This window comes from Chelatococcus sambhunathii, assembly GCF_001418005.1.
Lineage (GTDB): Bacteria > Pseudomonadota > Alphaproteobacteria > Rhizobiales > Beijerinckiaceae > Chelatococcus_A > Chelatococcus_A sambhunathii.
Genome location: NZ_LIOL01000001.1, coordinates 491,901 through 505,607 on the forward strand (window position 1 = coordinate 491,901; position 13,707 = coordinate 505,607).

General features: G+C 68.7%; 13 protein-coding genes. 9 read left to right on the forward strand and 4 right to left on the reverse strand.

Features of this window, described 5'->3' with window-relative positions; translation table 11 throughout:
* The first annotated feature begins 26 nt into the window (after window positions 1-26).
* The 3 genes from ASC46_RS02320 to ASC46_RS02330 all read left to right on the forward strand — a co-directional run bounded on the left by ASC46_RS02320 (window position 27) and on the right by ASC46_RS02330 (window position 3,013).
* The gene (locus tag ASC46_RS02320) at window positions 27-821 is read left to right on the forward strand and encodes an inositol monophosphatase family protein (RefSeq protein ID WP_055457666.1); all 795 of its coding nucleotides are present in this window, start codon (window positions 27-29) and stop codon (window positions 819-821) included.
* Between the two features lie 172 nt (window positions 822-993).
* Window positions 994-1,980, forward strand: a complete 987-nt coding sequence (locus ASC46_RS02325) for a hypothetical protein (RefSeq protein ID WP_055457667.1) — start codon at window positions 994-996, stop codon at window positions 1,978-1,980.
* A 1-nt stretch (window position 1,981) separates the two neighbouring features.
* On the forward strand, window positions 1,982-3,013 hold the full coding sequence (locus tag ASC46_RS02330) for a peptidoglycan -binding protein (protein WP_055457668.1): 1,032 nt from the start codon (window positions 1,982-1,984) through the stop codon (window positions 3,011-3,013).
* Between the two features lie 223 nt (window positions 3,014-3,236).
* On the opposite strand, the gene ASC46_RS02335 is transcribed toward ASC46_RS02330, so the two are convergent.
* Window positions 3,237-5,081, reverse strand: a complete 1,845-nt coding sequence (locus ASC46_RS02335; protein WP_425349081.1) for an ABC transporter transmembrane domain-containing protein — start codon at window positions 5,079-5,081, stop codon at window positions 3,237-3,239.
* Between the two features lie 177 nt (window positions 5,082-5,258).
* Here ASC46_RS02335 and rpmE point away from each other — a divergent pair, with 177 nt between their 5' ends.
* Window positions 5,259-5,489: a 50S ribosomal protein L31 gene (rpmE, locus tag ASC46_RS02340; protein WP_026015329.1), complete on the forward strand. Its 231-nt coding sequence runs from the start codon at window positions 5,259-5,261 to the stop codon at window positions 5,487-5,489.
* Window positions 5,490-5,580: 91 nt separating this feature from the next.
* Here rpmE and rcdA read toward each other — a convergent pair whose 3' ends face one another.
* A complete protein-coding gene (gene rcdA / locus ASC46_RS02345) occupies window positions 5,581-6,114 on the reverse strand; it encodes a protease adaptor protein RcdA (RefSeq protein ID WP_055457669.1) in 534 nt (177 codons plus the stop codon).
* A gap of 476 nt (window positions 6,115-6,590) precedes the next feature.
* Window positions 6,591-6,797, reverse strand: a complete 207-nt coding sequence (locus ASC46_RS02350) for a DUF1192 domain-containing protein (protein WP_019403323.1) — start codon at window positions 6,795-6,797, stop codon at window positions 6,591-6,593.
* Between the two features lie 213 nt (window positions 6,798-7,010).
* On the opposite strand from ASC46_RS02350, the gene ASC46_RS02355 reads away from it, so the two are divergent.
* The 3 genes from ASC46_RS02355 (at window position 7,011) to ASC46_RS02365 (ending at window position 9,678) form a co-directional block, all read left to right on the forward strand.
* Complete coding sequence (locus ASC46_RS02355; protein ID WP_055457670.1) at window positions 7,011-7,433, forward strand: YciI family protein; 423 nt, start codon at window positions 7,011-7,013, stop codon at window positions 7,431-7,433.
* 57 nt (window positions 7,434-7,490) lie between these two features.
* Window positions 7,491-8,750 (forward strand): RNA polymerase sigma factor, encoded by a 1,260-nt coding sequence (locus ASC46_RS02360; RefSeq protein WP_055457671.1) that lies wholly within the window; start codon window positions 7,491-7,493, stop codon window positions 8,748-8,750.
* A 205-nt stretch (window positions 8,751-8,955) separates the two neighbouring features.
* Window positions 8,956-9,678, forward strand: a complete 723-nt coding sequence (locus ASC46_RS02365) for a DUF1013 domain-containing protein (protein ID WP_055457672.1) — start codon at window positions 8,956-8,958, stop codon at window positions 9,676-9,678.
* Window positions 9,679-9,741: 63 nt separating this feature from the next.
* Here ASC46_RS02365 and ASC46_RS02370 read toward each other — a convergent pair whose 3' ends face one another.
* The gene (locus ASC46_RS02370) at window positions 9,742-11,685 is read right to left on the reverse strand and encodes a propionyl-CoA synthetase (protein WP_055457673.1); all 1,944 of its coding nucleotides are present in this window, start codon (window positions 11,683-11,685) and stop codon (window positions 9,742-9,744) included.
* Between the two features lie 182 nt (window positions 11,686-11,867).
* On the opposite strand from ASC46_RS02370, the gene ASC46_RS02375 reads away from it, so the two are divergent.
* Window positions 11,868-12,623, forward strand: coding sequence for a sulfite exporter TauE/SafE family protein (locus ASC46_RS02375; RefSeq protein WP_055457674.1), 756 nt, complete (start codon window positions 11,868-11,870; stop codon window positions 12,621-12,623).
* Window positions 12,624-12,666: 43 nt separating this feature from the next.
* Complete coding sequence (locus tag ASC46_RS02380) at window positions 12,667-13,662, forward strand: glycerophosphodiester phosphodiesterase (RefSeq protein ID WP_055457675.1); 996 nt, start codon at window positions 12,667-12,669, stop codon at window positions 13,660-13,662.
* The last annotated feature ends 45 nt before the right edge of the window (window positions 13,663-13,707 follow it).

Consider the following 13,707-nt stretch of genomic DNA (forward strand, 5'->3'; position numbering starts at 1 on the left):
ATTCCAGTGACGAAAGACCCCAAGGCATGATCCGCTCTCCCCTCATCACCGTGATGACCGACGCCGTCATGAAGGCGGCTCGCTCGCTCAAGCGCGACTTCGGCGAGGTCGAGGCGCTGCTGGTCACGCTGAAGGGGCCGGGCGACTTTGTTTCCGCCGCCGACCGCAAGGCGGAGAAGACGCTGCGCGAGGCGCTGGAGAAGGCCCGCCCCGGCTATGGCTTCGTGATGGAGGAAAGCGGCATCGTCGAGGGAAGCGACAAGAGCCACCGCTGGCACATCGATCCGCTCGACGGCACGACGAATTTCCTGCACGGCTTCCCGCACTTCGCCATCTCGGTCGGCCTCGAGCGCGACGAGCAACTGGTGGCCGGAGTCATCTACGACCCGATCAAGGACGAGATGTTTGTCGCCGAGAAGGGCAAGGGTGCCTTCCTCAACAACAGGCGCGTCCGCGTCTCGGCCCGGCGCGAGATGCCCCAGGCCCTTGTCGGCTGCGGCATCCCGCACCTGGGCAAGGGCGGCCATGGCCAGCTCATCCGCGAGCTTGCCGCCGTCTCCGTGCGCGCCGCCGGCGTGCGCCGCTCGGGCTCGGCCGCGCTCGACATCGCCTATGTCGCCTGCGGGCGGCTCGACATCTTCTGGGAGCGCGGCCTCAACTCGTGGGACATGGCGGCCGGTCTCGCCATCCTGCGCGAGGCGGGCGGCTTCGCCAGCGACGCCGACGGCGGCGTCAACCCCATCGCCAGTGGCTCCATTGCCTGCGGCAACGAGACACTCCACCGCGAGCTGCTCGACGTGCTGAAGAGCGCACGCGCCTGAGCGATCGCTGACAGGTCGCGGTGAGCTTGCGGCACAGTCACGAAGATGCCGACAAGACGTGCGACGAAGGGCCATTGTCGGCACGCCGCGCAACGCGTGCCGGCTTGATCGCCGGGTATTCCCCGGCGAACATGGGTGTATAGTCCCTTCGGACACAACCCGATGGTTTGATATGGCGGCCGGCGATTCCCTCAAGCTTTCCTCCCCCCGGATCTACCTGGTCCGCATGGGCGTCTTCCTCATTCTGGTGGGCTTCCTCGCCTTCGTGCTCTACCGCCAGATCTGGTCGGCCTTCCTCACCAACCCGGCGCTGAATGGCATCATCCTTGGGGTGCTGCTCATCGGCATCGTGCTCGCCCTGCGGCAGGTAGCCCGGCTCTTCCGGGAGGTGCGCTGGGTCAACAACCTGCGCCGCAGCGGCGAGGGCGTCGCCCTCACCGACATGCCGGTGCTGCTCGCACCCATGGCGACGCTGATCGGCGACCGCTTCGGCCGCGGCGGCGTGCCCACGGCGACCCTGCGGGCCATACTCGATTCCATCGCCGCGCGCCTCGACGAGAGCCGCGACATCACGCGCTATCTCGCCGGGCTGCTCGTCTTCCTCGGCCTGCTCGGCACCTTCTGGGGCCTGCTCGAGACCGTGAGCTCGGTGGGCAAGGTCATCCAGTCCATGCGCACCGGCGGGGAGGCGAGCGCCCTCTTCGACGAGCTCAAGGCAGGCCTCGCCGCGCCACTCGGCGGCATGGGCATTTCTTTCTCGTCCTCGCTCTTCGGCCTCGCCGGCTCACTCGTTCTCGGCTTCCTCGACCTTCAGGCGGGCCAGGCGCAGAACCGCTTCTACACCGAGTTGGAGGACTGGCTCGCGGCCTCCGTCGCCGACGTCACGCTTGATGCCATGCCCGGCACGCCGGCCCTTGCCGCCGGGCAGGATGTCGCAGCGGCGCTGGAGCGGCTCACCACCGCCGTCAGCGAGGGCCAGAGCGGGCGGGCCGCCACCCATGCCATGGCCAATCTCGCGGAGGGCATCCAGGGCCTCGTCCAGCACATGCGCACCGAGCAGCAGATGATCCGCGACTGGGTGGAGGCTCAGGCGAGCCACCAGCGCGAGATCAAGCTGCTGCTCGAGCGCCTGAATGCCGAGCGCGCGCGGATCGACTAGCATGGCCCTGTCCCGCGCCCGCCGGTCAGACCGCCGGATCGATTACTGGCCCGGCTTTGTCGACGCGCTGTCGACGCTGGTTCTCGCCATCATCTTCCTCTTGTCGGTCTTCATGCTGCTGCAGTTCTTCCTGTCTCAGGAGATCTCGGGCAAGGACACCGCACTGCAACGGCTGAACCAGCAGATCGCCGAGCTGACCGAACTTCTCGCCCTGGAGCGCGGCTCGAAGAAGGAGCTGCAGGACAATCTCTCCGTCCTCCAGTCGACGCTGTCGGCGAGCGAAGCCGAGCGCAACCGCCTCTCCGGCCTGCTCACGAGCGGTACGGCCGAGGGCGACGCGGCGAACCGGCGCATCGGCGAACTGGAAGGCGCGCTGTCAGCAGAACGGGACATTTCCGCGCGCGCCCTTGCCCAGGTCGAACTGCTCAACCAGCAGCTTGCCGCCATGCGCCGGCAACTGGCAGCACTGGAGGAGGCGCTGGAGGCGTCGGAGGCCCGCGACAAGCAGTCCCAGGCTCGCATCGCCGACCTCGGCTCGCGCCTCAACACCGCGCTTGCCCAGCGGGTACAGGAACTTGCCCGCTTCCGCTCCGACTTCTTCGGGCGCCTGCGGCAGATTCTCGGCAACCGCTCGGACATTCGAGTCGTCGGTGATCGCTTCGTGTTCGAATCCGAGGTGCTGTTCGATACCGGTCAGGCGACGCTTCTGCCCGCGGGAACGGCCGAGCTCGACAAGATTGCAAGCGCGGTGCTCGAGCTCGCCCGCGAGATCCCGCCCGACATCCCGTGGGTGCTGCGCGTGGACGGGCACACCGACAAGCGCCCCCTGTCAGGCACCGGCCAGTACAAGTCCAACTGGGCCCTGTCGGCGGCGCGCGCCATCTCCGTGGTGCAATATCTCGTCGAGAAGGGCGTGCCGCCCCAGCACCTGCTCGCCGCCGGCTTCGGCGAATTCCAGCCCATCGAGCTCGGCGACACCGAAGACGCCTTCCGTCGCAACCGCCGCATCGAGCTGAAGCTCACCGAGCGGTGACGGTCGGCATAGGAGGAACTGGAGGGCCTGGAGCAACCCGTCCCCCTCCCCCCGCTTGCGGCGGGGAGGGGCCAGGGGCGGGCGGCGCCGCCTGAGCGGCGCATCCGTTACCCTCGTCCCCGAATTCGCTGCCGCCTGCCTGCTGAACCCCCCCCCCACCCCGACCCTCCCCGCCACTTCGTGGGGGGAGGGAGAAGAGGCCGCCCTTCTCCGCTCCAAAAATCTACTTCGCAGCGAGCACCTCGGCCGGCACGTCGCCGAACTGCAGGCGGGCGAGCTTGGCATAAAGACCGCCCCGCACCGCAAGCGTCGCGTGCGTGCCCTCCTCCACGATGCGCCCCTCGTCCATGACGAGGATGCGGTCGGCGGACTGGACAGTCGCGAGGCGGTGGGCGACGACGATCGTGGTGCGGCCCTGCATCAGCCGGTCGAGCGCTGCCTGCACGAGGCGCTCGCTCTCGGCATCGAGCGCCGACGTGGCCTCGTCGAGCAGGAGGATCGGCGCGTCTTTCAGGACGGCGCGGGCGATGGCGAGGCGCTGGCGCTGGCCGCCCGAGAGCGTGACGCCGCGCTCGCCGAGCATGGTGTCGTAGCCCTGCGGCAGGGCCGTGATGAAGGCGTCGGCGGCCGCGAACTCCGCTGCACGGCGCACCTCTTCCATGGAGGCATCAGGGCGGCCGTAGCGGATATTGTCGGCGACACTCGCGCCGAAGATGACCGCCTCTTGCTGCACATAGGCGATACGGCTGCGCAGCGCCGCAAGGTCCGCGCGGCGCACGTCGACGCCATCGACCAGCACCCTGCCGCCCTGGCAATCGTAGAACCGCAGGATGAGCTGGAACACCGTGGTCTTGCCGGCACCCGACGGCCCGACGATGGCAACGCGCTCGCCCGCCGCAACCGAGAAGTCGAGTGCATGCAGCGACGAGCGTTCGGGCCGGCTCGGATAGGCGAAGGACACGTTCTCGAAGGCCACCGTGCCACGCGGCGGCTGCGGCAGGGCAACCGGCGAGGCGGGCGAGGCGACGCTCGCACGCGTGGCGAGCAACTCCGACAGGCGGCCCGCCGCACCTGCCGCCTGGGATACCTCGCCCCAGACCTGGCTGAGCTCGCCGAGCGCGCCGGCGGCGAAAACCGCGTAAAGCACGAACTGGGACAGCCGCCCAGCGCTCATGCGGCCGCCGAGCACGTCCTGCGCGCCGTACCACAGCACGGCGACGACGCTCGCCGCGATGAGGAAGAGCGCGACGGCGGTGAGATAGGCACGGGCGCGGATGGAGGCGCGCGCGGCCTCGAAGGCGTCCTCGGCGGCCGCCTTGTAGCGCCGGGCGGTCGCTGCCTCGACGCCGAAGGCCTGCATGGTGCGGATGGCGCCGACCGCCTCTGTGGCGAAGGCGGAGGCGTCGGCCAACCTGTCCTGCGCGGCGCGCGAGCGCCGGCGCACGCTGCGCCCCGAGGCGACCAGCGGCAGGACGATGACCGGGATGGCGGCGAGGACGAGGGCCGACAGACGCGGGCTCGTCACCACCATCATGGTCGCCGCGCCGATGAAGAGAAAGAGGTTGCGCAGCGCGATCGAGGCACTCGCCCCGAATGCGGCCTTGATCTGCGTCGTGTCGGCGGCGAGGCGCGAGGCGAGATCGCCGCTGCGCGCACTGTCGTAGAAGCCGGGATCGAGCCACAGGAGATGGCGGAAGACAGCCGTGCGCAGGTCCGCCACCACGCGCTCGCCGAGCGTCGTGACGAGGTAGTAGCGGGCCGCGCTCGCGACGGCGAGCACGGCGACGACGATGACGAGCATGCCGAAATAGGCATTGATCATGCCGCTGTCGGGGTCGGAGAAGCCGCCGTCGATCACTCGCCGCACCGCCAGCGGCAACGCAAGCGTCGCGCCCGCGGCAACGACGAGCGCCACGAGGGCCGCCGCGATGCGGCCACGGTAGGCGAGCGCGAAGGGCACCAGCGGCTTCAGCGCCGCCATCGGCGCGCGCTCGCCCCTTCCCTCGCCCGCCGCCCCGCCGTCCGCGGCTTCGCCCTCCATCCGCATGCGGCCCCTGCCCGCTGCCATCGTCCCGTCCTTTCCTCCTCGCCGGATCGCCCGCGGCGATTTTGGCCTTTCTGCCCTGCTTGTGTCCGCCTTGGCGCTGCGCTATAGGGTCGCGACCTTTCAGGAATATCCGTCGTCGTCACGATGCGCTGCTGCCGGCGCGAGGCGTGCGGCGCAGTGTTGGACAAGGACACCGCCATGAAAAGCGATACGCATCCCGATTACCACTTCATCAAGGTCGTGATGACCGACGGCACGGAATATGTCACGCGCTCGACCTACGGCAAGGAAGGCGACGTGCTGAACCTCGACATCGATCCGCGCACCCATCCGGCCTGGACCGGCGGCTCGCAGCAGCTGCTCGACCGCGGCGGCCGCGTCTCGCGCTTCAACAACCGTTTCGCCGGCCTCAGCTTCGGCAAGAAGTAAGGGCGGGGCGGAGCCTTCCGCCTCTCTCCCCAAATGCAAAGCCCCGGCGCTGCCGCCGGGGCTTTTGCTTGTCGCGGGGAGGCTGTCGTGATCAGTGCCGGGAAAAGGCCGACTGCAGACGCCCGAGTTGGAGGGCGACCGGGCTCGTCGACGAGGCAAGCAGACTTTCCCCGCTCAGGAGCGCGTCGAGATGCAGCACGCGCTCCTGCAGGCGCAGCGAATGGTCGATGAGCTCGCGCATGCGCTCGGGCAGGAGCGAGACCAGATCGTCCGACGTCGGTGAATTCTGCCAGGTCAGCTTGACCTTGTGCTTTTCCTGCATCGCCTGCTCGGGCGTCAGTTCCCCTTCCGCCACCGCGCGCTGCAGCAGCAGCCAGGACGCGACCTGCATGAGGCGTGTCGTCAGCCGCATGCTCTCGGCGGCATAGGCGAGCGCTGCCTGCCTCTGCAGTTGGCGGCTCTCCTCGCGGCCCGGCCCGTCGAGATAGGCAGCCGATTCCTCGATCAGGTCCATACCCTCGCGGAACAGCAACCGAAAAGCCTCGGAAGCCACGAAGCTGCGCCCGAAGGGAATGGGGGCCGTATCGTCGTTGTGCTCGCTGCGGAGCTTGCTCTGTTCGCTCATGGTTCCTCGCGCCTCCCTCGGTTCCGCCACCATGCTGCTCCGAAATGGAACGTTGCACTCGTTGCGGGAGACACGTTGCAAGTTTGCCGCCAATCACCTCAGCAATAGGTTAACGAAACTGCCGATGGAGAGAAAGCGGCAGAATTTAAGAGCATGCATGCGGAGCGGCCCCGACATCGGCCTCACCGATCCACGGCAGCGGAAATGGTGATCAAGCCTCTTGTGTTGATCAGATTTCCCTGGCGCTTCCGGCGCCCGGCCCCGCCGCGCGGGTATTAAAAAAGAGCCGCCCGAGGGGCGGCCCGAAGTGATAACAGGGAGGCGTCAAACAGAGTGGACAGGAGCCACTCGGCATCCAGAAGACTGGATAGCTGCCGTTATAAATCGGAAACCTTAACGCTCCGTTAAGCTGCGGCGTGCCAGCGAGGGCGCTCGCGTCCCGCTACGGCACAGGCTGATCCATCATCCAGAATGGATCAGCGGAAGAAGGCGTTCGCCGCCTGCCGTGAAGCCTGCTTCGCCTCTCTCATCCCCTCGAGCCGGGCAATCTCCGCCTTGAGCAGCGTGATCCTGTCCTCGAGCTCGTCGAGCGACAGCGCCGACAGATCCTGCCCGATCTCGTGAGCGAGGGGACTCTTGCCGAGGGGACCCTTGCGCGGCTCGTCGCCGAAGATGTCCTGCATGTCCTCCCTCCCGTCGCCAGTTGCGGACCCCTCAGTTTACGGCGAGGCGGCCGGGATTGTCACCCGCCCGGGCGACGGTGACCCGCTGTCGGCCCTCCACCGTGCCTCGGTCGAAAAAAAAATTTCGCGTGCCATGTCGATCCCGGCGATGCTCGCTCGTCGTAGGGGCAGGAAGGCCATCGGGGCCTCTCCGGAAGACAAGGAGACGAGACGATGCGTGTGATGGTCATGGTCAAGGCGACCAAGGACAGCGAAGCCGGCGCCATCCCCTCGGCCGAGCTGCTCGAGGCCATGGGCAAGTACAACGAGGAGCTGATCAGCGCCGGTGTGCTGCTGACCGGCGACGGGCTGAAGCCTTCGTCCGCCGGCAAGCGCGTGGCCTTCGACGGCCCCAACCGCTCCATCATCGACGGCCCTTTCGCCGAGACGCGCGAACTGGTCGCCGGCTTCTGGCTCTGGGAGGTCAAGGACATGGACGAGGCGGTCGCCTGGGTGAAGCGCTGCCCCAATCCGATGCCCGGGCCGAGCGAGATCGAGATCCGCCCCGTGGTCGATGCCACCGATTTCGGTGAGGAACTCGCCCCCGAATTCGGCGAGCGGCTCGACCGTCTGCGCGAGAGGCTGCCGGAACGCTGAGGCATCCCCTCGTCGCCATGCTTGCCTTGCCGCCTGTTTCTCGCCTAAGCGGGAGGCATGGCGGCAAGCGACACCCACCGCGCGATCGAGACGGTCTTCCGGATCGAACGGGTGCGGCTTGTCGGCGGCCTCGCCCGCATGATGCGGGACGTCGATCTCGCCGAAGAGCTGGCGCAGGACGCGCTCCTCGCCGCCCTCTGCGAATGGCCGCGGGCGGGCGTGCCACATAATCCCGGCGCGTGGCTGATGGCCACCGCCAAGCGCCGGGCCATCGACCGGCTGCGGCGTACCGCGATGCTCACGCGCAAGCACGCCGAGATCGGCCGCGATCTCGCCGAGGACGGCGCGGATCCTGTGGCGGCGCTCGAGGCGGCGCTCGACGACGATGTCGGCGACGAGGTGCTGAGCCTCATCTTCACGGCCTGCCATCCCGTGCTATCGCCGGATGCGCGCGCGGCCCTGACGCTTCGCCTCATCGGTGGCCTGACGACAGAAGAGATAGCCCGCGCCTTCCTCTCGAGCGAGACGACCATTGCCCAACGCATCGTCCGGGCCAAGAAGACCCTGCGCGAGGCCGGGCTGAGCTACGAGGTGCCGCGCGGCAGGGAGCGGGCGGAGCGCCTCGCCTCGGTGCTGGAGGTGATCTATCTCATTTTCAACGAGGGCTATGCCGTCACGGCCGGCGCAGACCTGACCCGCCCTGCGCTGTGCATGGAAGCCCAGCGCCTCGGCCGCATCCTGGCCGGCCTCATGCCCGAGGAGCCGGAGGTCTTCGGCCTCCTGGCGCTGATGGAGCTGCAGGCCTCCCGCCTCGCCGCGCGCCTGGGGCCGGACGGCATGCTCCTGCCCCTGACCGAGCAGAACCGCGCCCGCTGGGACCAGCTCCTCATCCGCCGCGGCCTTGCCGCCCTCGCGCGCGCCGAGGCCCTGAGCGGGGCTCGCGGGCCCTATGCCCTGCAAGCGGCCCTCGCCGCCTGCCACGCGCGGGCGCGACGGGCCGAGGAGACGGACTGGGCGCGGATCGCCGCGCTCTACGGCGTGCTGCGCGAGGTCATGCCCTCGCCGGTGGTCGACCTCAACCGCGCCATCGCGCATTCCATGGCCTTCGGCCCTGAGGCCGGCCTTGCCCTCCTCGCAGCGATCGACGCCGACGCCCTGCGCAACTATGCACCCCTGCCCGCCGCCCGGGGCGATTTCCTCTTCCGCTCCGGCCGCCTCGCCGAGGCGAAGCGGGCGTTCGAGGAGGCGGCCGCCCTCACCCGCAACGAGCGCGAGCGGGCTTTTCTCCTCAAGCGGGCGGCCGCCTGCGGCGGCTGAATGCGGGAAGAGGCGGGCGCCGACAAGACGTCGCCGCGATCCTCTGCGATCATTTGCCAGATCGACGCGACGCGCTTATATAGCGGCCAGTCCCCGTCATCGACGATCGATGATTGCTTCGGCCCCGCCGGGTCGGAGCGCAGGGAAACCGTGTCTGCCAGGCCGGGGCGCCAGGCGCCCGCCGAAATGTCTTAAGGAGCCGACCATGTCCACCGGACCGCTGATGCCCAAGGCGACCGCCGTCTGGCTCGTCGAAAATACGGCGCTGACGTTCGACCAGATCGCCGACTTCTGCAAGCTGCATCCGCTCGAGGTGAAGGGCATCGCCGACGGGGAGGTCGCGGCCGGCATCAAGGGGCTCGATCCGACGGTAAACGGCCAGCTCACCCGCGAGGAGATCGCCCGGGCGGAGGCCAATGCCGCCTACCGGCTCAGGCTCGCCCCGCCCAAGGTCAAGCTACCGGAGGTCAAACGCAAGAAGGGCCCGCGTTACACGCCCGTCTCGCGCCGCCAGGACCGGCCGAACGCCATCCTCTGGCTGCTGCGTAACCACCCCGAGCTGAAGGACGCGCAGATCATGCGCCTCGTCGGCACGACCAAGACGACCATCCAGCAGATCCGCGACCGCACGCACTGGAATGCGGCGCATCTGACGCCGATGGACCCGGTCACGCTCGGTCTTTGCTCGCAGATCGATCTCGACTTCGAGGTGGCCCGCGCCGCCAAGGACCGTCCGCAGGTGGCGCCCGAGAGCGACCAGACGCTGCTGCCGGCCGAAGTCACCACCGCCCCCGAGGAGGAGGTGCAGCCCTTCGGCGACACCTCGCGCCCGCGCCGGGAGGAAGAGGAAAAGCTCGACGTCGATTCCGTCTTCGCCAAGCTCAAGCAGCTCAAGCGCCCGGACGACGAGGAGGACGAAGAACTCTGAGAAGCCGCCGGGAACGGCGCTTCCGACCGATTGGACCCCGCGGCACCATCCGCGGGGTTTTTCTTATGGGGCAGCCGATCCGCCCGGACGGCGGGCGAGCACGGCGGCGATCTCGTCGAGCGCCGTCGGATCGTCGATCGTCGCGGGCACGGACCATGCGTCGCCGTCGGCGATCTTCTTCATGGTGCCGCGCAGGATCTTGCCCGAGCGCGTCTTGGGCAGGCGGGCGACGACGAGGGCGAGCTTGAAGGCGGCGACGGGGCCGATCTCCGCGCGCACGCGGGCGACGATCTCGGCCTCGATCTCTGCGGGCGTGCGATCGACACCGCTCTTCAGCACGACGAAGCCGACGGGCACCTCCCCCTTCACAGGGTCGCTCGCGCCGACGACGGCGCATTCGGCAACGTCGGGATGGGCGGCGATCACCTCTTCCATGCCACCGGTGGACAGGCGATGGCCGGCGACATTGATGATGTCGTCCGTCCGCCCCATGACGAAGAGATAGCCGTCCTCGTCGATGTAGCCTGCATCCGAGGTCTTGTAGAAGCCGGGGAACGCCTCGAGATAGCTCTCGCGGAAGCGCTCGTCGGCCTGCCACAGGGTAGGCAGGCAGCCGGGCGGCAGCGGCAGCTTCACCGCGATCTCGCCCATGGCGCCTCTCGGCTGGTCCTTGCCCGCCTCGTCGAGGATGTGCACGTCGTAGCCGGGCATCGGCACCGTCGGCGAGCCGTGCTTGACCGGCAGCGCGCCGAGGCCGAGCGGATTGCCCGCGATAGCCCAGCCGGTCTCCGTCTGCCACCAGTGGTCGATGACCGGCACGTTCAGCACCCGTTCCGCCCATTGCACGGTGTCGGGGTCGGCGCGCTCGCCGGCGAGGAAGAGGGCGCGGAAGGCCGTCATGTCGACATTGTCGATCAGCGCACCCTGCGGATCCTCCTTGCGGATGGCGCGGAAGGCGGTCGGTGCGGTGAACAGCGTGGTGACGCCGTGCTCGGCGATGACGCGCCAGTAGGCGCCGGCGTCGGGCGTGCCGACGGGCTTGCCCTCGTAAAGGATGGTGGTGCAGCCCGTGAGCAGCGGTCCGTAGACGATGTAGCTGTGGCCGACCACCCAGCCGATGTCGGAGGCCGCCCAGAACACTTCGCCCGGCGCCACGCCGTAGAGGTTCTGCATGGACCATACGAGCGCCACCATGTGCCCGCCGTTGTCGCGCACCACGCCCTTGGGCTTTCCGGTCGTGCCCGAGGTATAGAGGATGTAGAGCGGGTCGGTGGCCTCCACCGGCGTGCAGTCCACGTCCTTGCCGGCCGCGCGGGCCTTGCTCACCGTCTCCGTCCAGTCGAGGTCGCGGCCCTTGACGAGGCTCGCCTCTTCCTGGGCGCGCTGCAGGATGAGGCAGGCCTCGGGCTTCGCCGGGGAGAGCTCGATCGCCTCGTCGAGCAGCGGCTTGTAGGGCACGACCCGGGTCGGCTCGACCCCGCAGGAGGCGGACAGGATGACCTTCGGCTCGGCATCGGCGATGCGCTGTGCCAGTTCCCGTGCGGCGAAGCCGCCGAAGACGACGGAATGGATGGCGCCGATGCGGGCGCAGGCGAGCATGCCGACCACCGCCTCCGGCACCATGGGCATGTAGATGACGACGCGGTCGCCCTTGCCGACCCCTAGGTCGCGCAGCACGGCCGCGAGCACGCGCACCTCCGACAGAAGGCCGTTGTAGGAGATGATGCGCTTCGCCCCCGTGACCGGGCTGTCGTAGATGATGGCCGGCTGGGAGCCGCGCCCGGCGTCGACATGCCGGTCGACCGCGTTGAAGCAGGTGTTGCAGGTCGCCCCCGGGAACCAGCGCCCGTAGACGCCGAGGGAGGCGTCGAAGACCTGCACCGGCGGGCGCATCCAGTCGATGGCCTTGGCCGCCTGCCCCCAGAAAGCGAGCGGATCCCTGCGCCAGGCCTCGTAGACCTCCCCGTATCGGCTGCGTGCTGCGGATGCCTTGGGCACGGCGATCATGCTGGCTGTCCTCCCCCTTGGCCGGAGCGTGCCCCGGCGGACAGATGGTGCGACCGGTGGCGGCGCCTTGCAACATGCCCGACAGCATGTCCGGCCCTGTGAGCATAGCAGCCCGGCGGCCGGCCGCCTTGAGACTTTCGGCGGGTCTGACTACCAAGAGATGCCTGCCGAGCCCAGCCCGAATGATCAACGATCCCCTTTTCTATTTCGCCGCCATCCCGGCGGTTGTCATCATCGGCCTTGCCAAGGGTGGCTTCGTCGGGCTCGCGATCCTGGGCATTCCGCTGATGGCGCTGTTCGTGCCGCCGGTGCAGGCCGCGGCGATCATGTTGCCCATCCTTATCGTGCAGGACGCGGTCGGTATCTATGCCTTCCGTCGGCATGTGAACAAACGCCTGCTCGCCATCACCCTCACGGGCGCGCTGGCCGGCATCGTCCTTGCGACCTTCACGGCCGCTGCCGTCTCGGAGGCGGCGGTGCGGCTCGCCGTCGGCCTCATTGCCCTCGTCTTCGCCCTCAACTGGTGGCTCAATCTCGCCAAGCAGGCGGCGGGCGAGCGGCCGGGCGGCATCGCCTGGGGACTGTTGTGGGGCAGCGTATCCGGCTTCACCAGCTTCATCAGCCATGCCGGCGGGCCGCCGTTCCAGGTCTACGTGCTGCCTCTGAGGCTCTCACGCGACGTTCTCGTGGGCACCACCACGTGGTTCTTCGCCACCGTCAATCTGATGAAGGTGGCGCCTTATGTCTGGCTCGGCCAGTTCACGCACGAGAACCTCACAACCTCGCTCGTGCTCATGCCCGTCGCCGTCGGTTCGACCATGGCGGGCGTTTGGCTGGTGCGGCGCGTCGACCCGACCGCCTTCTATCGCCTCATCTACGCCCTGCTCGTGCTCGTCGGCCTCAAACTGACATATGATGGGCTTATTGCACTCATCTGATTCTTCCCGTCCCGCCCGGGATGAGAGCACGACAGGAAAAGCCATGCCGCCGTTCGCACCTTCCATTATCCTTCGCACCGGCGTGGCCTGCCTTGCCATCCTCCTGGCAGGCGCTAGCGCGGCCGCCTTCGACCTGCAGGGCCACCGCGGCGCGCGCGGGCTCTCGCCCGAAAATACTCTTCCCGCCTTCGAGAAAGCCCTGCGCACCGGGGTCGCGACCCTCGAGCTCGACATCGGCATGACGAGCGACGGCGTGCTCGTCGTCTCGCACGACCCGAGGCTCAATCCCGACATCACGCGCGGGCCCGACGGCACCTTCCTGACCGGGCCGGGCAAGGCGCTGACCGCCATGACGCTCGAGGAACTGCGGAGCTTCGACGTCGGCCGCACCAGGCCGGACAGCCGCACCGCCAAGTCCTTCCCGGAGCAGACGCCGGTCGACGGCACGCGCATACCGACGCTCGAGGATGTCTTCGCCCTCGCCGAACGCCTCGGCGCGAAGGACGTGCGCTTCAACATCGAGACCAAGTCGAGCCCGGCGCCGGATGCCGGCACGCCCGAGCCGCGCACCTTCGCCACGGCGCTGGCGAAGGCCATCGACAAGGCCGGGCTCGGGGAGCGCGTCACGGTCCAGTCCTTTGACTGGCGCACCCTCATGGCCCTCAAGGAGGTCTCGCCCGACATTCCGCGCGTGTGCCTGACGAGCGAGGGCAATTTCGATACGCTCCAGCGCGGCAAGGACGGGGGCTCGCCCTGGCTCGGTGGCCTCGATGTTGACGATTTCGATTCGGTGCCGGCGCTCGTCGCGGAAGCCGGCTGCACCACCTGGTCGCCCAATTTCCGCAACCTCACGCAGCCGCTCGTCGAGGAAGCCCAGGAGATGGAGCTGGCGGTGGTGCCCTGGACGGTGAACGAGACCGACGACATGGCGCGCCTGATCGACTGGGGCGTCGACGGGCTCATCACCGACTATCCCGACCGGGCCCGCACCGTCATGGCCGCCAAGGGCCTGCCCCTGCCCGCGCCGGTCGCACCCTAGGCCGACGAGGCGCCTCTCCCTTTGGCTGATTGATCGCCCGCAACC

Bases quoted from the DNA above. Each gene is read 5' to 3' on its own strand.
- ASC46_RS02320 (WP_055457666.1), top strand. From the start codon at position 27: ATGATCCGCTCTCCCCTCATCACCGTGATGACCGACGCCGTCATGAAG.
- ASC46_RS02325 (WP_055457667.1), top strand. From the start codon at position 994: ATGGCGGCCGGCGATTCCCTCAAGCTTTCCTCCCCCCGGATCTACCTG.
- ASC46_RS02330 (WP_055457668.1), top strand. From the start codon at position 1,982: ATGGCCCTGTCCCGCGCCCGCCGGTCAGACCGCCGGATCGATTACTGG.
- ASC46_RS02335 (WP_425349081.1), bottom strand. From the start codon at position 5,081: ATGGCAGCGGGCAGGGGCCGCATGCGGATGGAGGGCGAAGCCGCGGAC.
- rpmE (WP_026015329.1), top strand. From the start codon at position 5,259: ATGAAAAGCGATACGCATCCCGATTACCACTTCATCAAGGTCGTGATG.
- rcdA (WP_055457669.1), bottom strand. From the start codon at position 6,114: ATGAGCGAACAGAGCAAGCTCCGCAGCGAGCACAACGACGATACGGCC.
- ASC46_RS02350 (WP_019403323.1), bottom strand. From the start codon at position 6,797: ATGCAGGACATCTTCGGCGACGAGCCGCGCAAGGGTCCCCTCGGCAAG.
- ASC46_RS02355 (WP_055457670.1), top strand. From the start codon at position 7,011: ATGCGTGTGATGGTCATGGTCAAGGCGACCAAGGACAGCGAAGCCGGC.
- ASC46_RS02360 (WP_055457671.1), top strand. From the start codon at position 7,491: ATGGCGGCAAGCGACACCCACCGCGCGATCGAGACGGTCTTCCGGATC.
- ASC46_RS02365 (WP_055457672.1), top strand. From the start codon at position 8,956: ATGTCCACCGGACCGCTGATGCCCAAGGCGACCGCCGTCTGGCTCGTC.
- ASC46_RS02370 (WP_055457673.1), bottom strand. From the start codon at position 11,685: ATGATCGCCGTGCCCAAGGCATCCGCAGCACGCAGCCGATACGGGGAG.
- ASC46_RS02375 (WP_055457674.1), top strand. From the start codon at position 11,868: ATGATCAACGATCCCCTTTTCTATTTCGCCGCCATCCCGGCGGTTGTC.
- ASC46_RS02380 (WP_055457675.1), top strand. From the start codon at position 12,667: ATGCCGCCGTTCGCACCTTCCATTATCCTTCGCACCGGCGTGGCCTGC.